Consider the following 18689-nt stretch of genomic DNA (forward strand, 5'->3'; position numbering starts at 1 on the left):
TCCAGGCGGCCTCTATTTGCTGTTTTGGGTTTTTGAAATCAAGAGGGAAGTGGCAAAAAATTGGCGGATGCCCGGACAGGTAACGGCTTTGTAACGGTGGAAAGTGGCAGCCCCAGCGCCTTGGTGCGCCTGCGCGGCGACTGGATCATCGATAATGCTGTCGATATCGACAATGCCATGCCGGGCATTGTGGCGGCCTGTGAAGCGGGCGCCGTTGTCGACTGTTCGGAAATCACAAGCCTTGATACCACGGGTGCCGTGCTGATCCGCCGTTATTGTGCCGCCATCGAGGATGCCGGTGCCGCAGTGCTCACAGGCGTTCTGGCGGCCCACAAAACCCTTTTGGAAGTTATCTCCTGCTGCCCGCCGCCTGCCAAAACAGAACCCGATCATGTCGCCTGGTATCTGATGCCTCTCCTTCAGGCGGGTGAAGCCACCATGACGGCGCTCCGGTCGTCAGCCCGGCTCCTGGGGTTCCTTGGGTTTGTGCTGATGCGCCTTTTTGGCTCGTTGTTTGACCTGGGGCGTATTCGCCTGGTGCCGGTGGTGCACCAGATGGAAGTGGTGGGGCTGCAGTCCATGGGAATCGTGGGGCTGATTTCCTTCCTGATCGGTGCCGTGATGGTGAACCAGGGGGCTATCCAGCTGGCCAAGTTCGGCGCCGATATTTTCGTTATCGACATGCTTGGCATTGGCCATCTGCGGGAACTGGGTATTCTTTTGACCGCTATTATTATAGCGGGCCGGTCCGGCAGCGCCTTCACGGCCCAGATCGGATCGATGGTGCTGCATGAAGAAGTGGACGCCATGAAGACGCTGGGGATGGAACCCATTGATGTGCTGGTGCTGCCGCGCCTTGTGGCGCTGACGGTATGCCTGCCGCTTCTGGCATTCTATGCCGATGTGGTGGGGATCGCGGGCGGCGCGTTGATGGCATGGATCCAGCTGGATATCACGCCCGCCAATTTCCTGACCTATTTCCGGGAAGTGATCTCGATCGACCACTATTGGGTTGGCATCATCAAGGCGCCTTTCTTTGCCGCAGTTATCGCCACAACCGGCTGCTACCACGGCCTCAGGGTACATGGCAGCGCCGATGCGCTGGGTATGCGCACAACCAGAAGCGTGGTGCAATCCATCTTCCTGGTGATCGTGCTTGATGCCCTGTTCGCTATCTTTTTCACCAGTGTGGGGCTATAGGCGGTGGCTAACAAGAAACCGGACATCGTTGTAAAGGTGCGGGACCTCAAGACCGCCTTCGGCACCCATGTGGTGCATGACGGTCTCAATCTGGATGTCAGGCGCGGGGAAATTCTGGGTGTTGTCGGTGGCTCGGGCACGGGTAAGTCAGTGCTGCTGAAGGCCATTATCGGGCTTCTGAAACCTCAGAGCGGCACGATCGAGATCAATGGTCAAGACCGGGCCACGATGAGCAATGAAGAAGACAGGCTTTCCCGGCGGGACTGGGGGGTCTTGTTTCAGGATGGGGCGCTCTTTTCATCGCTGACGGTGGCGCAAAACATCCAGGTGCCGCTTCGGGAACATTTTCACATGTCCCACAGCCTGATGAAGGACTTGGCGCTTTCGAAGTTGCAGATGGCAGGCTTGTCGCTGGATGCGGCGGCCAAGTTCCCCAGCGATCTTTCTGGCGGCATGCGCAAGCGCGCCGCACTCGCGCGCTCATTGGCGCTCGATCCGGACCTTCTTTTTCTCGATGAGCCCACAGCCGGGCTCGACCCTATCGGCGCAGCGGCGTTTGATGAACTGGTACAGGAACTCTGTCGCTCGCTGGGGCTTACGGTTTTTCTTGTGACCCACGATCTCGACACACTTGTCAGAGTATGCGACCGTATCGCGGTGCTAGGGGATCAGAAAATCCTGATCAACGCGCCGCTTGAGGAAGTGATGGCGTTTGATCACCCTTGGGTGCAGGAATATTTTCACGGTCCCCGTGCGCGGGCCGCAGGCGCAAAAGACTAGTGCCAAAGACGAGATAGGACAGGCAACGGCTTATGGAAACACGGGCATCGCATATATTGGTTGGCAGTTTTGTTCTGGCGTTCCTTGCCGGGCTGATCGCCTTTGCCATCTGGATCGCCAAGGTCGATTTGGATGCCGAATATCAGGAATATGACATCTTTTTCGATGGCTCCGTGTCCGGCCTTTATAAGCGCAGTATCGTTTACTATCTGGGCATTCCGGTTGGAGATGTGCGGGACATTACGCTTGCTCCGCACGATAGTGAGAAGGTTCGCGTGCTCGTGCGGCTCAGAAGCGAAGTGCCGGTCAATGAGGAAACCTACGCACGGCTTGAGTTTCAGGGGCTGACCGGCGTTGCCTATATCGAGATCAAGGGCAGCCCGCAGGGCAGCGCCCCCCTTAAGGCCAAGGCAGGGCAGGAACGGCCTGTGATCCGGTCTGAGGCCTCGCCCATTCAGGAAGTGTTCGAGACCGCACCAAACCTGATCAATGAGGCAATCCTGACGGTTGGCCAAGTCAAGAAGATGCTGGCAGAAGAGAATTTGGAACGGGTCAGCAATATCCTGGAGAATACCGAGCGGGCCACCCGCAATATTGCAGACGGCACGGAAGACCTGGATGCCTTGATGGTTGAAGTACGCGAGGTGATGGCCCGCGTGAATGAAACAGCTGCCAAGCTGGGCACGCTCGCGGACAGTGGCAACAAGCTGCTGGCTGAGGACGGCGAACGGCTTGTGGCTGAGGCGATTGAAACCATGAACGCCGCGCAGGCGATGCTGGAACGTGTCGATGCGCTGGTAGCCGCCAATGAGGACAGCGTCACGCAATTCGTGCAGGGCAGCCTGCCTGAGGTTACCCGGATGATCATGGACTTGCGAAGCACAGCCCGCAGCCTTTCGCGGCTGGTCAGGAAAATAGAGCAAAATCCGGCTGAAACGCTTCTGGGCCCGAAAGAGAGTACATACGACCTTGACGCCCGCAAGGTGAAGGAGACGAAAGAATGAGGCAGCTTTTTAGAAAAAACGCGCTTGGTCTTGTCGCTGCTTCTGCCCTTTTGGCGTCATGCGGGCCGCTTATCTCCTTCGGCGATGAAGGCCCGGCGGATGAGATTTATACGCTTCGCTATCAGGGCAGCTATCCCGCAAGCGGGTCGGGCCCTGTTGTATTCATTGATGAGCCCGCCGTTGCAGACAGCCTCAAGGGCGACAAGGTTGCGGTTGCGCTGCCGGGTAACCGCCGTTCAACCATTGACGGCGTACGTTGGTCGGCGCCTCTGGCGGACTTGATCAGAGACTATGTGTTGAGATCTCTTGCAGCAAGCTCAGAGGCCCGGATGGTCGGCGATGGTGGGCTGGATATCCAGTCCAGCTGCCGTCTGGGTCTGAAGGTCTGGGAAATGGACTTTGTTCCCGGCGCCCGTGCTGCGGACGACAAGGTCTCTGTTGTTTTGGAATTCACGCTCGTGCGCCTGAAGGACAACCAGCTCCTTGGTATGCCGACCATTGCGAAACAAGTGAGTACCCGCGGTAGCGGTACGGATGCCGTGATGGCAGCCTTCCATGAAGCCATGGGTGACGCGGCCGGGGATGCGGCCAGTTGGTTCGGCAAAGCCCATGAAGCTTGCGATGCGGGCTAGGCAGCAGGTTTCCTGAGTTCCCAGAAACTCCAGGCCAAAAGCAGGCAGCTTGTGACCGCGATAGCGTAAAAGAGCGGCTCTGGCGCTTCTTTTGTATACAGCAGGCCCGCGGCCAGCGGCCCTGCCACCCGACCAAGGGCCGAAATCCCGCTTGAAAGTCCAAGGGCCGCGCCCTGGTGGTGTCGGTCCGTGCGGCGCGACAGCAGGCTGTTGAGTGCGGGGAATGAAATGGTCATGCCGCTCATGATCAGCGGGAAGGCAATCAGCGCCACAGTGAAGGACGGCGTGCCGAAAATGATGACCAGGCAGCCAATAAAATGGATGCTGCCACCAAGCACCAGCGATTTCAGTTCACCAATGCTTTTGAACAGCGGCCCTGTCGCCAGCGACTGGATCGCAGCAATGCACAGGCCGATGGCCCCCATCAGGTTGCCGACTTCCTGCTGGCTCCAGAACAAGAGGTCCTTGGTCCAGAAGGGCATGATGGTGAAGGCCATGATCTGCCCTGCGGAGGTCACGATAAACATGGAAAACAGCGCCAGCTGGGCCGGGGTTTTAAGGAAGGTGGACCAGGGAGGACGCACTGACACGTGGCTGGTTTCTGTCTCACTCTCGTCAGAATTCGTTTCGGATATGAAACGATAAGCCATGAAAGCGGCGATCAGCGATAGGCTGGCTGCCACAAGGCCGGGCAACAGAATGGCTGATCCGCCACTCGCGCTACTGAGGTGGCTCAGTTGCCCACCTACCAGCGGGCCGAACGCGAACCCCAGCCCGAACACAGCACCGATCAGGCCCATGGCCCGGCCACGGTTGCTTTCATCGGTCAGGTCGGCCATGGCAGCCATGGCGATGCCTACATTACCGGCCATCGCGCCAGAGAAGGCGCGGGCCAGGAAAAGCATCAGAAGGCTGTCTGAAAACGCCAGGATGACATAGGAAACCATCGCGCCGATGAAAGTTGCGGCAAGGGCAGGGCGCCTGCCGATGCGGTCCGACAGCCGCCCCCACAAGGGGCCGGCGGCAAAAGCGGTCAGCGAATAGATGGAAAAGAGCGCCGCCCCCAGGGTCGCTTCATCCAGCACCATGCCCCCAACTGTTACGGTGCCCGCATAGGGGCCAACCAGAAACGGCAGGATCGGCACAATGATGCCGAAACCCAGGAGGTCGATAAAGATGGCGAACAGGATGGCTGGCATTGCCGGTGGTCTCTCGCTGCGGAGTTTCATTTAAATTGGGGCGCTCACTTGAGCATACTTTCTCGCCTTCGTGTATCACGAAGTTGCGAGATGGGGATGAAGCGTGCGCCCTGCGCGTTAATTCGATCAGCGCGTTAGTCCGAAAGCGCGTCGACTTTTTCCTTGAGGGCGGCCAGTTGGGCCTGGAGGTCTGCGATTTCCCGATCCTTCTCGCCGCCTTTGGGTGCCTGTTCTGCAGGTTTTGCAGCAGGTGCGTGCGTGGTCTGGGCGCTTGCCGTTAGGGCACGCATGCTCTGTTCAAAGAGCGCCAGGTTCTGCCGTGTCAGCTCCTCGAAAATCGGCATGAAATTGCTGCTGTCCACTGTTTCACCGCACGCGGAGCGGATCTGCTCCTGATGCCGGGTCAGAACTTCCATGGCGCTCTGCAGATAGCTTGGCACCATGGCCTGAAGGCCGTCGCCATAAAGGCTGATCAGCTGCCTGAGAAAGGCGATGGGCAGCATGTTTTTTTCGCGGGTCTCTTTCTCGAAGATAATCTGGGTTAGGACAGCGCGGGTGATATCGTCGCCCGACTTGGCGTCGCGCACCACAAATTCCTCGCCGGACTTGATCATGTCAGCCAGGTGGTCGAGCGTCACATAACTAGAGGTTTCAGTGTTATAAAGCCGCCGGTTCGCGTATTTTTTGATGATGATCGGTTCGCCTTGATCGCGCTTTTTCCGTGCCATCTTCTGTCCCATCCTGCCTTTTCGGATACCCCTTCCTCGCATGTGCGAAAAATCCGAAAACACGGCAATTCTTTAATTAATTGGCCGAATTAAATGGTATTTGGTGCGCTGCCGCAAGGAAAATTGTGCATATGCACAAAGAAAATGACTTTGCGCCAAATGCAGGCATCCTATAGTGAAATTGTCATGCGCGATGAAGATATTGAACAAGCGGCCGACCTGTTCCTGACCCTGTGGCAGGAAAATATCCGTCTTTGGGCAACCGAGAAGGATCTGCTGCCGCACGCCGAGCTTGCGGCGCTTCTTGAGGTGCCGCTTGAACGGTCACCAAGTGTGGGGGAAGACCCATGACCGCGCAGCCAAAAGAACACGCCAGCCGGATGGCAGATGTGGAAGCACAAATCCGCGGCCCCCGGCCTATGTCGCTCCATCTTGCCAACAGCTTGATGATCTGGCGCGAAGCTGGCGCGGGTGCCAGGCGGCTCCGTGCGGGCACTGGCATATGGCACACTGGCGTACGCGACAACCTGGATGCGCTCAAGGGCTTGATGCGCTCTGAGGATGACTGGCAGCGCTTTTTCACCGCGGTGGAAAGGAAGGCGTCAGGCCGCGCCGATACCATGCTGGCGGGTATCGCCAAATATCTGGCGCATCCTTACCGTCGTCCGGAAAGCAAGGCGGCTGAGGCAGTGCGTATTGGCAATTGCCGATTGCTTGATTTTGGCGCGCCTCAATCAGGAAACAGGGGCAAACCGATCCTGCTGGTGCCCAGCCTGATCAACCCGCATTATGTGCTGGATCTGATGCCGGGCCGTAGCCTGGTTGAATTCCTGAAAGGGCATGGTTACAGGCCCTATCTGGTGCACTGGTACGAGCCGGGCGAGGAAGAGCTGGGCTTTGGTATTGGCGATTATGTAATGAAGCGGTTGAAGCCGTTTCTGGATCATGTGGCGGGCGTGGCTGGCGCCCCGGTTCCTGTGCTTGGCTACTGCATGGGCGGGACGCTGACAACCGCTTTGGCCGCGCGCGCGGGTGATATGGTGTCAAAGCTTGCCCTTGTGGCCGCGCCGTGGGATTTCGATACCAAAAAGCCTCATGCGGGTAAGAAATATGCGCCAGTGATGGTGGAGGCGCTGGCCAAACTACCTACCAACATGCCGCTTCCGGTGGATGCGGTGCAGACGTTTTTCACAAGCGTGGACCCCACGCTCAATGATCGCAAGTTCCGGAAGTTTGCCACCATGGACCCATCTTCCGAAGCCGCCGAGTTTTTTGTCGCGCTTGAGACCTGGGTCAATACCGGCGCGCCGCTGCCGCGCCGGGTGGCGGATGAAGCCATGGTCGGCTGGTACCGGGACAATACCACAGGCCGGGAAGAATGGTATGTGGACGGCGCGCCCGTGCGGCTTGAGGATGTCACATGCCCGGTCTGGATCGCCGCGCCTGAGGAGGACCGGCTCGTGCCGCAGGAAAGCGCCTATTCCATGCTGAAAGGCCTGCCGAATGCCACCGTGCACGACCCGGGCGCCGGGCATATCGGTATGATGGTCGGGTCAAAGGCGCGGACGGGGCTTTGGGAACCACTTCTCAAGTGGCTGGAGACTGACCATGCGGCCTGATGTTCTGAAATTATACCGTTTCTATGCAAGCGCGATCGGCCGCGCCACCTGTCCGATTATTACCGCGAAGCTGATGCGCCTGACAGCACCGCCAACCGATGGTGTCACCATCGGTTTTGGCTTTACCCTGCCGTACCTTGACCTGATTGCCAGGGCAGAAGGCAGGGCCGGTGGCCGCTTTCTGGCTTTCATGCCCGCGCAGCAGGGTGTCTGCCATTGGCCCGCGCATTTGGGCAGCCGGACCGCCTTGGTCGAGGAATATCATCTGCCGCTTGCTGACAGTTCCGTTGACCGGATCATTCTGGTGCATGCGCTGGAGCATGCCAACAGGCCGGTAAATCTCCTGCGCGAAATCTGGCGGGTGCTGGCACCGGGCGGCCAGATGATCGCCGTGGTGCCCAATCGCATGCGCAGCTGGGCAGCCTATGAGGGCACACCTTTTGGTCACGGCAGGCCTTATTCGAAAGGCCAGTTGTCGTCGCTTCTGGAAGAACAGATGCTGCCGGTGGATGGCTGGGACACGGCGCTGATGATGCCGCCCTTCATTCGCCCGATGGCTTCGAAGCTCCTGAGATACGGCGAACGCCCCATTGGCTTTCTGGGCAAGAACCTGGGAGGGGCGCTGATTGTCTCGGCTCGCAAGCAGGTTTATGGCACTTTACCCAAAAGTGCCCGCAAAGCGGCAATCATGCCGGCTCTGACCGGTTCATGATATCTGTACGAACAACCCTGTGACCATAGAGCACCACCAAGCCTTTTCCAGCGAGGCGAGCGAAAATTCTTCAGATTTCTGGTCTTGTATTATTATTGCGCAGACAATATTGTTTGGGTCATAAAATTATTCGAAACGTCAAGCTAGTGGAGAGCAATATGACGAACGAGACCCCTAAAGATTCGACGATGGAAGAAAGCAAGGAAATGGCGATCCGTCAGGTAGCAAACGCCCTGCACCGCCTGAACGATGCTGTTATCTCCGCCGTGGGCAAGGGTGTCACGGTCGAGCTGATGCGTGCTTCCCGCTACCACAATGAAGAAGGCGCCTGGGGCGATATGCTGGTGCCGATCATTCACAAGCAGGACTAGGGCTCATGCCAAACGGGGAGATTGTCACGCCAAAACTGGCGACAGCGGACGTGTGCGACGCCATGGGCCGCGCCGTCTCTGTGCTCCCCGTTGACTTTCAGGATTTCGGCGGGCGCGTGGATTTCGCCGGGCCTGCCGTTACCCTTCGCACGCTGGATGACAATACCAAGGTGCGTGCGCTTCTTGAAGGCAAGGGCGAAGGCCGGGTGTTGGTGGTGGACGGCGATGCTTCTACCCGTGTGGCACTTCTGGGTGGGAACCTTGCGGCATTGGCGGCCAAAAATGGCTGGGCTGGCGTGGTGATATATGGCTGTGTCCGTGACCGGCACGAATTGCTGGGCGAAGACGTGGGCATCAAGGCGCTCAGAAGCTGCCCCAGGAAATCCGAAAAGCTGGACCGGGGCGATGTGAATGTGGAAATCGCCATTTCCGGTGTGCCCATCCACCCGGGCGACTGGGTCATCGCGGATGCCGACGGTGTGGTGATCGCCAAGGAACTCCCGAGTTTGTAGGTGGCTTCCTCTGATCCGCATATCGACCTCAGTCAATTGCCTGCGAGCAATTTGCTGACGTTGCATGCACAAATCACGGAAGAACTTCGAAGGCGTGAAATTTTAAGAAGCTCAAACAACCCTGTTGGCGATTTGGCAGAATTTCTATTCGTTAACGCCTTTGGATGGTCTCAAGCACCGAACTCTCAGAAGGCGATTGATGCCTTTGATGCCAAAGATCGTACTTTTCAAATCAAGGGGCGCCGTCCAACTCGTCATAATAAATCACGCCAACTTAGCTTCATTCGCGAATTGGATAAGAAGCATTTCGACTGTCTTGCTGGTGTCATTTTCCGTGAGGATTATTCGGTCTTTAGGGCGGCACTCATCCCATATGATGTCGTCATTGCCCATTCTCGCTATTCTTCGCACGCAAATGGTTGGTTGTTTCAATTGAAAGATGACATCTGGGACATACCGTCAGTTGAAGATGTCACGCTTCGGCTGCTTGAAGTTTCCTACTAAAAAACGGCCACCGCCCGCATGGGGTCAGTGGCCGAGTGCTCTCAGATAGTATTTTTTCTGAATTCCGTTTTACCTGAACAGGGACAGCACAGCCTGTGGTGCCTGGTTGGCAATGCCGAGCGCCTGAAGGCCGAGCTGCTGTTTGGTCTGGAAGGCCTGCAAGTTCGCGCTTTCCTTGGCCATGTCCGCGTCCACCAGGTTGCCGATCCCAGTCTCGATCCCGTCGCTGAGCTTGCTGTTGAATTCAATGAGTCTGTCGATCCTTTTAGCCGTGGCGCCAAAGTCCGACAGTGCTTGGTTGACCAGATCTATGCCATCCTCCAGATAGCCCACACTCGCTGCAGCGTTTGAGGCACTGTCAAGGTTGGCGTCTGGTTGGCCAAACTGCAGGACGATGGCCTCGATTGGATGAGCCGCCATGGTAATTGTTGCGCCATTCTTGCCGGAAAGAACCGTGGTATCTGTGCTGGTTTGCATAACGAGGTTAACGCCGTCAAATTCCGCATTCAACGCAATGGCGTTGATCTGGTTCCTGAGTTCCAGAAACTCTTCTGCAAGCGCGGATCGTGATGTTGCATCCAGAGATGTGTCCCGTGCCGCAACCGCTTTTTCCTTCATTTCAATCAAGAGATCCGAGATTGATTCGCCAGCCGCCATCGCGACATCAAGTATCTGACCGCCGCGATTCAAGCTGTCCTGGACAGCACGCAGTTCAGCAAGATCGCCTCTCATGGACTGAGCAATAGAATATATCGCCGCATTATCCTTGGCGGACGCGACTTTAAGGCCGGTATTGATGCGGGATTGGGTCTGGTCCAAAGCGCCTTGGGTGGCATTCAAATTTTGCAATGCCGCGAACGCACCAGCGTTGGTGTTAACTGAGAATGACATATTCTATGTCCTGCAATACGGTTCTGTATTCATGGGCCCATCGAAACCCTGACTCCTTTTGAGCCAGCTTTTATCCTACCTTAAGGTGTGCCTCGAGTCGACTCTGTTAGTTAAAATTTTATCTATTGGCTGCAGTTTTCCTTGGTTGGCCAACGGTTTGACTGCCGGAACTTCAAAAAAACGACCGTTGCCTGATTAAGGGACAACGGTCGAGTACTCTCAGATAGTATTCTTATCGAATTCGATTTTTACCTGAACAGCGACAGGACGCTCGATGGCGCTTGGTTGGCGATCGAAAGCGCCTGAAGGCCCAGTTGCTGCCTGGTCTGGTAGGCGGTCAGGTTTGCGCTCTCGCGCGCCATGTCCGCGTCCACCAGGTTGCCGATGCCCACTTCAAGGCCGTCTGACAGCTGGCTGGTGAATTGTTTCTGGATATCAAGCCTCTGTGACGTGGCGCCAAGGTTCGAGAGCGTCTGGTTGACGGCTTCAATGGCTGCATCAATGGAGGTTACGGCTGTTTGCGATGCAGCCGGTGATGACGGGTCTTCGCCTGCTGCAGGGTTGCCGTTTACAAGGTATGAGGACGCTCCGTTTCGAACCAGATAGAGGTTACTGCCGGCGTCAACATTGGGGGCGAAGGCAAAGCCATCGACCGTGGTGCCGTTAATCTCGGACGCGCTGATGCCGAGTGCTGCTGCAACGCCCTGCTGGAAGTCGTTGCTGACCGGGAATGTGTAGTTGGCATCTGTGGTGACGCCGGTGGAGGGATCGATCGTTTCGCCGTTCAAATTGCCGCCATTGTCGTTCTGCAGATTGACAAGCGCTGCCCGGAATTCGGCATCAGTGCCGGCACTAATGGTTACACCCGCCAGCGCCACAGGCGTGCCGGTAACAGATACAGTGGAGCCAACCAAGTTGGAGTCGGTGAGGCCCAAGGTGCCCAGTGTCAGGTCGCTGGCAGCAGAACTGATCGTGCTTGATCCGCTGTCGTCCGTGATGGCGGTGATGGAATTGGTACCGTCAACCACATTGCGCCCGTTGAAGGTCGCATTGCTCACGATGGATTCGATCTGGTCCCTGAGCTCAGTATATTTCTGGCTCATGGCAGTGCGGCTATCGGCGTCCAGACCTGCGTCGGAACCGGCCACGGCAAGTTCCCGCATTTCGATCAGGAGATCGGAAACGGATTCTGCGGCAGCGAGGGCGATATCGGTTTCGGACATAGCCCGGTCGAGCGAGCTTTGGACAGCATTCAGCCCGGACACATTGCCGCGCATGTTTTGGGCGATGGAATAAATGGCTGCGGAGTCTCGGGCACTGGCGACTTTGAGCCCCGTGTTTACACGCGACTGGGTCATTTCCAGCAGCTTGGTGCTGGCACCCAGATTTTGAAGGGCGGCAAAAGCGCCCGCATTTGTGTTCACACTGAAAGACATCTTCTATGCCCACATTAAATGTTTTCGCCCGTTCTGAGCGGCGCGCACCTTTTGTGCACTATCGACATCAATAACGTGAACAGTGGGTGTGAGTCCCGCCTTTGCGTCTCAAACTAGAGTCAATTTGTCTCAGATTTTATCTTTTTAGATTTCGCAATTCCGATGGCGTCATGCCGAAGGCTTCCTTAAAGGCACGTCGGAATGCGGTTTCTGTGCCGAAGCCCAGATCAAAAGCCAGATTGGAGATGGAGCCGGCCTCGTTACCTCCATGCCGCAATTTTTCATGGGCCAGTTGCAGGCGTTTGGTGCGGATATATTTCCCAATGCCACCCAGTGGCTCGGCCAAGCGGTACAGGCGTGCGCGGGACAGGCCCAAGTGTTTCGCGACCATATCTGGGTCCAGGTCTGGGTCCAGCAAATTTTTGTTGATGAAGATACAAACCTTGTCCAGTTGGCTGTCGCCGGTTGAGCCCTCATTGCCTGCATGGCGCTTGAAAATAGTATTCAGCATCATCAACAGGGGCGGCAGCAGTTCCTCAACGTCTTCCCCCTGCATAAGGTTCGTGTAGGTGCGGAAACAGATGAACTGTTGATAGAGAAGGCTAGTTGCGGGCAAGAGCGCAGAAAGAATAATGGGTGCCTCGTCACTAAGGCCAGTGGGCAGGAGGGGCTTTAGTTGCTCGTCGATAACCAGACAGTCGAGCTCGCAATCCGCACCTCTGAAGGTCACGTCCGCACCCAGCGGAATAATAGCGAAGTCGGCTGGTTTCAGTATTTCTTTCTGGCCGGCGCTCAGGATGGTTGTTTCACCGCGCCGCAAGGTGGTCAATATCAAGCCACGACCGCTTGATACCAGGGGCTGTGCCTGACGGACATGAAAATCTTGCCCATTAACATTCAGCGTCACGGCAGCAAAGTTCTGGAAGCAGTGGACTTGGTGCAAGCTAGCATATGCAGAAAAGTCCTTTTTCTGCATGGAGTTAGAAGCTGAATGCTCGGTCTGCATGATTTCCTGATCGAGTTGGGTCAAGATTTCTCCACCTGGTGCCGATATCTCCGAAAAAGCAAAGCAAAGGCAGTGCCAGTTTAGGAGAGACTAGAGCGGTGGGTTTACTTTTCCAGCAGGAACAGTGCCTGGTCGGCAGCCCAGTTGGCACGGGTGCGGCCATACTTCAGCGGCGTGCCGTCCGCCTTGTGGGGGACAAATTCCCGAACGCGGATGCCTTCTTCCTCGATCAGGTCAAATAGGTCGAGAATGGTACAGAAGTGGATGTTGTCCGTGTTATACCATGTTTTGTCGAGCGCCTTGGTCACCGGCATGCGGCCCCGTCCAACCAGGCTCATGCGCACTTTCCACTGACCGAAATTAGGGATGGTGACAACGGCGCGCTTGCCGATGCGCAGCAGTTCCCGAAGCACTAGCTGGGGCCGATACACAGCCTGCAGGGTTTTGGACAGCACCACATAATCAAAGCTCTGGTCCGGATATTCCTTCAGGTCGTTGTCGGCGTCGCCCTGAATCACGAACAGCCCCTTGGCGACGCATTCATTCACGCCAGCCTGGCTGATCTCAATCCCGCGGCCGTCGACACCCTGTTTGTGCACAAGATAATCCAGTAGCTCGCCGTCGCCGCAGCCTACGTCCAGAACGCGACTGCCGGGCTCGATGAGTTCGGCGATCAACTTCAGGTCGGGTCTGAGGTTATGCATCATCCGCCTCCTGTTCGCTGACCGTCAGCCCGTTGGTTTTCGCCGCGGCCTTCACGAAGCCCGTCAGCATATGGTCCATCTCCGGCACGTCCAGGAGGAAGGCGTCGTGGCCAAAGGGGCTTTCGATTTCGGCGAAGCTTACCGGTACGCCCGCTGCGTTGAGCGCATGCACAATCGACTTGTTCTCAACCGTTGGATAGAGCCAGTCTGAGGTGAAGCTGATCACGCAGCAGCGCACATGGGCCGCGGCCTTAAAGGCATCCGCCAGCCGTCCACCGTGGCGCGCGGCAATATCCAGATAGTCCATCGCACGGGTGATATAGAGATAGCTGTTGGCATCGAACCGGTCGACAAAGCTGGAGCCCTGGTGCCTCAGGTAGCTTTCTACCTGGAAATCCGCCTCAAACCCGAAGGTGACTTCCTCGCGGTTCTGCAGGTTGCGGCCGAATTTGGCTGTTAGCGCGTCTTCCGACAGATAGGTGATATGCGCCGTCATGCGTGCGACAGACAGGCCCTTGGCGGGTTTGACGTCATGGTCATAATAGCGCCCATCGCGCCAGTCCGGGTCGGCCATGATGGCCTGCCGCCCCACTTCATGGAAGGCAATGTTCTGGGCTGTGTGGCGCGGGGCGGTTGCCAGCATTACGGCGCTGTGCAGCTTTTCCGGGTAGGTGGTCAGCCATTCCTGAACCTGCATCCCGCCCATGGACCCACCAATGATCATCATCAGCTTGTCGATGCCTAAGTGCGCCACAAGCCCGGCCTGCACACGCACCATATCGCGCACTGTGATCACCGGGAAGCTGGTGCCCCAGGGCTTGCCGGTTTCCGGATTGTCCTGCCAGGGGCCGGTGGTGCCAAGGCAGCTCCCGAGCACATTGGAGCACACAACGAAATACCGGTCGGTATCGATCAGCTTACCGGGGCCCACGAGCCGTTCCCACCAGCCTGGCTTGCCGGTGATCGGGTGGGTCGAGGCCACATACTGGTCACCGGTCAGCGCGTGACAGATCAGCACGGCGTTGGTGCCCGCGTCGTTCAGCGTGCCATAGGTCTCGTACCCCACTGTCACAGGCGACAGCACAGCTCCGCCGTCAAGCTCAAGCGGCTTGTCGGTGAAAAGCGTTGCGGTTTTGCCAGCGGTTGGTGTCACGAAACCTGTCCAAATCCTTTGAGCCAAGGGCTGGTTTTGCCCGGGCCTTGTGGATGCACAGAAAAGCGGGCGCAGGCCCTTATGTCAATCGCCCTAAAACTTACCCGTGAGATTAGGAAAGTTTCCTTTGCCTTTAGGGGGGCGGCGCTTTATCCCTTTTTCTTGTATTTCTTAAGGGTTTTCCGGGTATTTTCCGGCTTTTTGGAGGTTTTTCATGGGTGCGCCCAAAGCACATGACTGGATTATGGACCTGGAGGCCTATGTGCCTGGCAAGGCGAAGGCTGAAGGCGTCAAGAATCCGGTGAAGATGTCGGCAAACGAATCCGCGCTGGGGCCAAGCCCCAAGGCTGTGGAGGTCATCAAGGCGTCAGCAGGCGGCGTGATGCGCTATCCAGACCCGGCTTCCCATGACCTGATCGAGGCCATCGCCAAGGTGCATGGCCTGAAGGCAGAGCGCATTTTGTGCGGCACTGGCTCTGACGAGCTTCTGACGCTTCTTATCCATTCCTATGCAGGTGTGGGCGACGAAGTGATCTTTTCAGAGCTCGGCTTTTCAGTATACCCCATTCAGGCGCAGGCCGCCGGCGCAACGCTGGTGCCGGTGCCGAATAAGGACTGGGCCGCAGACGTGGACGGCATGCTGGCCGCGGTCACCGACAAGACCAAGCTTGTGATTGTCGACAACCCCAATAACCCCACAGGCGCCTACCTGCCGTGGTCTGAGGTTGAGCGCCTGCATCAAGGCCTGCCGGACCATGTATTGCTGGTGCTGGACGCCGCCTATGCCGAGTGTGTCACAGCGGGCGACTATGAAGCCGGTGAAGAACTGGTGGACAAGTTCGATAATGTGGTGATGACGCGCACGTTCTCAAAACTGTACGCGTTGGCGGGCCTGCGGGTTGGTTGGATGTATGCGCCCGATGGGGTGATTGATGTGATCAACCGCTGGCGTATGCCTTTCAATGTGTCGAACCCAGGCCACGACGCCGCGCTCGCGGCCGTTAAGGACCAGGCATATCTGGATGAGGTCGTTTCCTTCACCGCCCAGTGGCGCGACTGGTTGACGGCGGAACTCACGGCCATTGGCCTCGATGTGGTGAAAAGCCAGACCAACTTCGTGCTGGTGGGCTTCCCGGATGAAAGCCCCTTCACGGCGGCTGAGTGCAACGACTACCTGATGAAGCATGGCTATATCGTGCGCAAATTTGGTGTGTTGCCCAATCACCTCAGGATTTCTGTCGGCACGGAAACCCAGAACCGGGGGATCATATCGCTCATCCGCGGCTTCATGAACGGCTCACCAGATGAGGCGCAGGCATGACGGATAAAGTTCACTTTGACCGTATCGCCATTATTGGTGCGGGGCTGATCGGATCATCCGTGGCCCGCGCCGTCATGCGCGCTGGGGCCGCCGGTACGCTTGTGGTATCTGACCGCGATGAGGCGGTCCTGAGTGAGGCCGAAAAACTGGGCTTCGCGCACGAGTTCACAGTGAACGCGCGCGAGGCCGCGCAGGATGCCGATCTGGTGGTCATTGCTGTTCCCGTTGGGGCAATGGCGTCCGTGGGCGTTACGATCGCACCTGTGCTCAAGGCTGGCGCCATTGTCACGGACGTGGGGTCGGTCAAGGAAGGCGTGTTCAAGGCACTTGAACCGCTGCTGCCTGGGAATGTGCATCTTATCCCCGGCCACCCTGTGGCGGGGACCGAGCAATCAGGCCCATCGGCGGGGTTCGCCAGCCTTTTTGACGGCCGCTGGTGCATCATCACGCCGCCTCAAGGCGTTGACGAAGGTGCGCTTGAGAAACTCACCAAGCTATGGGAAGCCATGGGCAGTAAGGTTGAGATCATGACCGCCCAGCACCATGACCTGGTGCTGGCGATCACCAGCCACGTACCGCACCTGATTGCCTACAATATTGTGGGTACGGCCAGCGACCTTGAAGAAGTGACACGCTCGGAAGTGATCAAATATTCTGCGGGCGGCTTTCGGGATTTCACCCGTATCGCCGCCAGTGATCCCACCATGTGGCGCGATGTGTTCCTGAATAACAAGGATGCGGTGCTTGAGATGCTGGGCCGCTTCAGTGAAGACCTTACGGCGCTTCAGCGGGCGATCAGGTGGGGTGACGGCGACGCGCTCTTTGACCTGTTTACCCGCACCCGTGACATCCGCCGCCGCATCATTGACGCCGGCCAGGACGAGGAAGCCGCCGATTTCGGTCGTCACCACGAGGAATAAAAAGATTAAGGCCGGGGAGACCCGGCCTTTTTTGTGTTGGTTACCAGACCTTCATCACTTCGGTAGGCAGGCGCTCGACCACCTCGTCGGGCACGAAGAAATCGGGCACCAGTGGTCCTTTGGCGTGCGGCGCGTACTTGGTGAAGTCGGTCATGCCCTCTGCGCGCAACACTTCTTCATCAATGAAGAAGTTGCCTGAACACTCTTTCGAATGGCGCGTCAGGATAGCAAAGGCCGCATCCGCCATGATCTCGGGCGTGCGGCTCTGCCTGGCCATCTCACCGTCGCCGATCACATTCCGGATCGCCGCCGTGTCGATCGCGGTGAAGGGCCACAGGCTGTTCACAGCAATGCCTGCCGCCTTGAACTCAGCGGCCATGCCTAATGTGCACAGGCTCATACCGTATTTGGCGATGGAATAGGCCACGTGGGGCGCGAACCAGCGCGGGTTCATATCCAGCGGTGGCGACAGCGTCAGGATGTGCGGGTTATCAGACTTCAAAAGGTGCGGGATGCACTTCTTGGACACAAGGAACGTGCCGCGCGTGTTGATGTTGTTCATCAGGTCATAGCGCTTCATGTCTGTCATCTGTGTGTTCGTGAGCGAAATGGCAGACGCGTTGTTGACGCAGATGTCGATGCCGCCGAAGGCCTCGACCGTTTTGGCGACCGCCTCATCCACCTGTTCTTCGAAGCGGATGTCACACAGAAGCGGCAGCGCCTTGCCGCCCGCTTTCTCGATCGCCTCAGCCGCCGTGTAGATGGTGCCTTCAAGCTTCGGGTGCGGCTCTGCCGTTTTGGCGCCGATGGCCACATTGGCGCCGTCCTTCGCTGCCCTAAGCGCGATCGCCAGCCCGATACCGCGGCTGCCGCCGCTCATGAAAATGGTTTTTCCCTTCAGGCTCATGAAATTCCTCCTTTTCCCCGCGAAACCGATTGGCCCGCATCCTTCCTTGCCCTGATAATAGCGCGTTTGGCGCTATGGGCAGCGGAAAAGGCAGAATTATTTTTGGGGCCTGATGGCTTAGATGGGGGCTTAGGGGGCTTAGTCCTCGAGAAGCGGCTTCAAAGGCATGACAGGCTCACCCTCCAGTGTCAGGCTGCCCATTTGCAGCATGACAGACAGGTCGTCTTCACCGGCGCGGGCGATGGCGCTCGCAGCATTCTCAAGCCCCATGTCTTTGAGGGTGGCGGCGATGGCATCGCGGCCCAAGACCCTGAAGGTGGCACTGCCCAGCGGGCGGAAGTCTTCATCGAGTGTCAGGCTGGCGTTGCCGCCAAGGCGCCCGCCGCCTGCATCCAGCTTGATGGCGTCCAGCTCCAGAAGGCCACCTGCGTCGCGCCAGGCGCCAAGGTCGCGGGCAGTCCAGCCTTTGACGATGGGCCCCATGATACCGCCGGACGTTTCAATCTGCGTGGCACCGGTGTCAACGGTCAGCTTGAAATCCAGAAAGCGGTCTTCATAGAGGCCGTTTTCAGGTTCATGATGCGCTGTGTCGGACCGCAGGAACAACTGCCATCCCTTGAGGCGTTTTGGCCCCTCCAGTCCTGGGGCTTTCATCAGGCTGAAGTCTGCCATATTGCCGGAATCAATTGCGATCACCGCCTTGCCGTCGTCGTGGATGCGGTAGCTGCCGCGCATGCTGCCGTCGGTGAAGGCAAGGGCTTCACCCGCGGCCTGAACGCGCACATTGGTGGCTTCGGCCACCCAGTGGCCGGGCGTCCAGAGGTGGCTCACCAGCGTCACGCTTTCGGCGCCAAAATCCAGCCCAGGCCCGCGGGTCTGAACCTGCAGCCCATCCACCGTGATCACGATGCGGTAGGGAAAGCCGGACAGCTTCACCTTGCCGTGCTCCACCTTCAATCCTTTGTCACGCCAGCCGCCGAGCATGGCTTCGGTGTCTTTTCGGGCCTGGAAGCTGCTGGTGTACCAAAGGCCAGAATAGATAATGGCGGCGACAATCAACAGCCCGGCAAAGGTGCGAATCTTGGTCATG

21 protein-coding genes are annotated in these 18689 nt (G+C 57.7%); 12 read left to right on the top strand and 9 right to left on the bottom strand.

What is annotated here, in order from left to right; all coding sequences use genetic code 11:
- Positions 1 to 60: 60 nt before the first annotated feature.
- From KORM41_RS01025 to KORM41_RS01040, 4 genes are read left to right on the top strand one after another with little or no spacing between them, the layout of a single operon-like run.
- Positions 61 to 1200 (top strand): ABC transporter permease, encoded by a 1140-nt coding sequence (locus KORM41_RS01025; protein ID WP_068143472.1) that lies wholly within the window; start codon positions 61 to 63, stop codon positions 1198 to 1200.
- 3 nt (positions 1201 to 1203) lie between these two features.
- Complete coding sequence (locus tag KORM41_RS01030) at positions 1204 to 1980, top strand: ABC transporter ATP-binding protein (protein WP_068143474.1); 777 nt, start codon at positions 1204 to 1206, stop codon at positions 1978 to 1980.
- Between the two features lie 32 nt (positions 1981 to 2012).
- The gene (locus tag KORM41_RS01035; RefSeq protein ID WP_068143477.1) at positions 2013 to 2984 is read left to right on the top strand and encodes an MlaD family protein; all 972 of its coding nucleotides are present in this window, start codon (positions 2013 to 2015) and stop codon (positions 2982 to 2984) included.
- The gene (locus tag KORM41_RS01040) at positions 2981 to 3616 is read left to right on the top strand and encodes an ABC-type transport auxiliary lipoprotein family protein (RefSeq protein WP_068143478.1); all 636 of its coding nucleotides are present in this window, start codon (positions 2981 to 2983) and stop codon (positions 3614 to 3616) included. The genes KORM41_RS01035 and KORM41_RS01040 overlap by 4 nt, the downstream gene beginning before the upstream one ends.
- On the opposite strand, the gene KORM41_RS01045 is transcribed toward KORM41_RS01040, so the two are convergent.
- Entirely contained in the window at positions 3613 to 4845 is a 1233-nt protein-coding gene (locus KORM41_RS01045) for an MFS transporter (protein ID WP_082719646.1), read from the bottom strand. The two genes, KORM41_RS01040 and KORM41_RS01045, sit on opposite strands and share 4 nt — an antisense overlap.
- A gap of 104 nt (positions 4846 to 4949) precedes the next feature.
- Entirely contained in the window at positions 4950 to 5543 is a 594-nt protein-coding gene (gene phaR, locus KORM41_RS01050; RefSeq protein WP_068144066.1) for a polyhydroxyalkanoate synthesis repressor PhaR, read from the bottom strand.
- A 144-nt stretch (positions 5544 to 5687) separates the two neighbouring features.
- Between phaR and KORM41_RS01055 the strand changes: the two genes are divergently transcribed.
- From KORM41_RS01055 to KORM41_RS01080, 6 genes are all read left to right on the top strand, one after another.
- Positions 5688 to 5894, top strand: coding sequence for a hypothetical protein (locus tag KORM41_RS01055; RefSeq protein WP_068143482.1), 207 nt, complete (start codon positions 5688 to 5690; stop codon positions 5892 to 5894).
- Entirely contained in the window at positions 5891 to 7162 is a 1272-nt protein-coding gene (locus KORM41_RS01060) for an alpha/beta fold hydrolase (protein ID WP_068143485.1), read from the top strand. Before KORM41_RS01055 ends, KORM41_RS01060 begins: the two co-directional genes overlap by 4 nt.
- A complete protein-coding gene (locus tag KORM41_RS01065) occupies positions 7152 to 7874 on the top strand; it encodes a class I SAM-dependent methyltransferase (protein ID WP_068143486.1) in 723 nt (240 codons plus the stop codon). The genes KORM41_RS01060 and KORM41_RS01065 overlap by 11 nt, the downstream gene beginning before the upstream one ends.
- 158 nt (positions 7875 to 8032) lie before the next feature.
- Positions 8033 to 8245 carry an SMc00767 family acetate metabolism repressor gene (locus KORM41_RS01070; RefSeq protein WP_068143488.1) on the top strand — a complete coding sequence of 71 codons (213 nt, stop codon included), beginning with the start codon at positions 8033 to 8035 and terminating at the stop codon, positions 8243 to 8245.
- 5 nt (positions 8246 to 8250) lie between these two features.
- Positions 8251 to 8757: a ribonuclease E activity regulator RraA gene (rraA, locus tag KORM41_RS01075; RefSeq protein WP_068143490.1), complete on the top strand. Its 507-nt coding sequence runs from the start codon at positions 8251 to 8253 to the stop codon at positions 8755 to 8757.
- The gene (locus KORM41_RS01080; RefSeq protein ID WP_197420912.1) at positions 8758 to 9261 is read left to right on the top strand and encodes a hypothetical protein; all 504 of its coding nucleotides are present in this window, start codon (positions 8758 to 8760) and stop codon (positions 9259 to 9261) included.
- A gap of 69 nt (positions 9262 to 9330) precedes the next feature.
- Here KORM41_RS01080 and KORM41_RS01085 read toward each other — a convergent pair whose 3' ends face one another.
- The 5 genes from KORM41_RS01085 to metX all read right to left on the bottom strand — a co-directional run bounded on the left by KORM41_RS01085 (position 9331) and on the right by metX (position 14451).
- Positions 9331 to 10152 (bottom strand): flagellin, encoded by an 822-nt coding sequence (locus tag KORM41_RS01085; protein ID WP_068143492.1) that lies wholly within the window; start codon positions 10150 to 10152, stop codon positions 9331 to 9333.
- 248 nt (positions 10153 to 10400) lie between these two features.
- Complete coding sequence (locus KORM41_RS01090; protein ID WP_068143494.1) at positions 10401 to 11588, bottom strand: flagellin; 1188 nt, start codon at positions 11586 to 11588, stop codon at positions 10401 to 10403.
- 136 nt (positions 11589 to 11724) lie between these two features.
- The gene (locus KORM41_RS01095; RefSeq protein WP_082719647.1) at positions 11725 to 12618 is read right to left on the bottom strand and encodes a helix-turn-helix transcriptional regulator; all 894 of its coding nucleotides are present in this window, start codon (positions 12616 to 12618) and stop codon (positions 11725 to 11727) included.
- A gap of 80 nt (positions 12619 to 12698) precedes the next feature.
- Entirely contained in the window at positions 12699 to 13298 is a 600-nt protein-coding gene (gene metW / locus KORM41_RS01100) for a methionine biosynthesis protein MetW (protein ID WP_082719648.1), read from the bottom strand.
- Positions 13291 to 14451 carry a homoserine O-acetyltransferase MetX gene (gene metX, locus KORM41_RS01105; RefSeq protein WP_068143499.1) on the bottom strand — a complete coding sequence of 387 codons (1161 nt, stop codon included), beginning with the start codon at positions 14449 to 14451 and terminating at the stop codon, positions 13291 to 13293. The genes metW and metX overlap by 8 nt, the downstream gene beginning before the upstream one ends.
- Before the next feature lie 214 nt (positions 14452 to 14665).
- On the opposite strand from metX, the gene hisC reads away from it, so the two are divergent.
- Together hisC and KORM41_RS01115 are read left to right on the top strand one after the other, a co-directional pair.
- A complete protein-coding gene (gene hisC, locus KORM41_RS01110) occupies positions 14666 to 15772 on the top strand; it encodes a histidinol-phosphate transaminase (protein ID WP_068143501.1) in 1107 nt (368 codons plus the stop codon).
- Complete coding sequence (locus tag KORM41_RS01115; RefSeq protein ID WP_068143503.1) at positions 15769 to 16692, top strand: prephenate/arogenate dehydrogenase family protein; 924 nt, start codon at positions 15769 to 15771, stop codon at positions 16690 to 16692. Before hisC ends, KORM41_RS01115 begins: the two co-directional genes overlap by 4 nt.
- A gap of 40 nt (positions 16693 to 16732) precedes the next feature.
- On the opposite strand, the gene KORM41_RS01120 is transcribed toward KORM41_RS01115, so the two are convergent.
- Together KORM41_RS01120 and KORM41_RS01125 are read right to left on the bottom strand one after the other, a co-directional pair.
- Positions 16733 to 17599 (bottom strand): SDR family oxidoreductase, encoded by an 867-nt coding sequence (locus tag KORM41_RS01120; protein WP_068143506.1) that lies wholly within the window; start codon positions 17597 to 17599, stop codon positions 16733 to 16735.
- Positions 17600 to 17737: 138 nt separating this feature from the next.
- Positions 17738 to 18688, bottom strand: a complete 951-nt coding sequence (locus KORM41_RS01125) for a DUF2125 domain-containing protein (protein WP_068143507.1) — start codon at positions 18686 to 18688, stop codon at positions 17738 to 17740.
- Between the last annotated feature and the right edge of the window lies 1 nt (position 18689).

The sequence above is a fragment of the Kordiimonas lipolytica genome (genome assembly GCF_001550065.1).

What these genes read in the sequence shown, in the direction of transcription:
- KORM41_RS01045 (WP_082719646.1), bottom strand. Translation starts at nt 4,845, where the DNA reads ATGAAACTCCGCAGCGAGAGACCACCGGCAATGCCAGCCATCCTGTTC.
- metW (WP_082719648.1), bottom strand. Translation starts at nt 13,298, where the DNA reads ATGCATAACCTCAGACCCGACCTGAAGTTGATCGCCGAACTCATCGAG.
- KORM41_RS01115 (WP_068143503.1), top strand. Translation starts at nt 15,769, where the DNA reads ATGACGGATAAAGTTCACTTTGACCGTATCGCCATTATTGGTGCGGGG.
- KORM41_RS01090 (WP_068143494.1), bottom strand. Translation starts at nt 11,588, where the DNA reads ATGTCTTTCAGTGTGAACACAAATGCGGGCGCTTTTGCCGCCCTTCAA.
- KORM41_RS01120 (WP_068143506.1), bottom strand. Translation starts at nt 17,599, where the DNA reads ATGAGCCTGAAGGGAAAAACCATTTTCATGAGCGGCGGCAGCCGCGGT.
- KORM41_RS01065 (WP_068143486.1), top strand. Translation starts at nt 7,152, where the DNA reads ATGCGGCCTGATGTTCTGAAATTATACCGTTTCTATGCAAGCGCGATC.
- KORM41_RS01060 (WP_068143485.1), top strand. Translation starts at nt 5,891, where the DNA reads ATGACCGCGCAGCCAAAAGAACACGCCAGCCGGATGGCAGATGTGGAA.
- KORM41_RS01035 (WP_068143477.1), top strand. Translation starts at nt 2,013, where the DNA reads ATGGAAACACGGGCATCGCATATATTGGTTGGCAGTTTTGTTCTGGCG.
- KORM41_RS01055 (WP_068143482.1), top strand. Translation starts at nt 5,688, where the DNA reads ATGACTTTGCGCCAAATGCAGGCATCCTATAGTGAAATTGTCATGCGC.
- KORM41_RS01040 (WP_068143478.1), top strand. Translation starts at nt 2,981, where the DNA reads ATGAGGCAGCTTTTTAGAAAAAACGCGCTTGGTCTTGTCGCTGCTTCT.
- rraA (WP_068143490.1), top strand. Translation starts at nt 8,251, where the DNA reads ATGCCAAACGGGGAGATTGTCACGCCAAAACTGGCGACAGCGGACGTG.
- KORM41_RS01125 (WP_068143507.1), bottom strand. Translation starts at nt 18,688, where the DNA reads ATGACCAAGATTCGCACCTTTGCCGGGCTGTTGATTGTCGCCGCCATT.
- KORM41_RS01085 (WP_068143492.1), bottom strand. Translation starts at nt 10,152, where the DNA reads ATGTCATTCTCAGTTAACACCAACGCTGGTGCGTTCGCGGCATTGCAA.
- KORM41_RS01070 (WP_068143488.1), top strand. Translation starts at nt 8,033, where the DNA reads ATGACGAACGAGACCCCTAAAGATTCGACGATGGAAGAAAGCAAGGAA.
- phaR (WP_068144066.1), bottom strand. Translation starts at nt 5,543, where the DNA reads ATGGCACGGAAAAAGCGCGATCAAGGCGAACCGATCATCATCAAAAAA.
- hisC (WP_068143501.1), top strand. Translation starts at nt 14,666, where the DNA reads ATGGGTGCGCCCAAAGCACATGACTGGATTATGGACCTGGAGGCCTAT.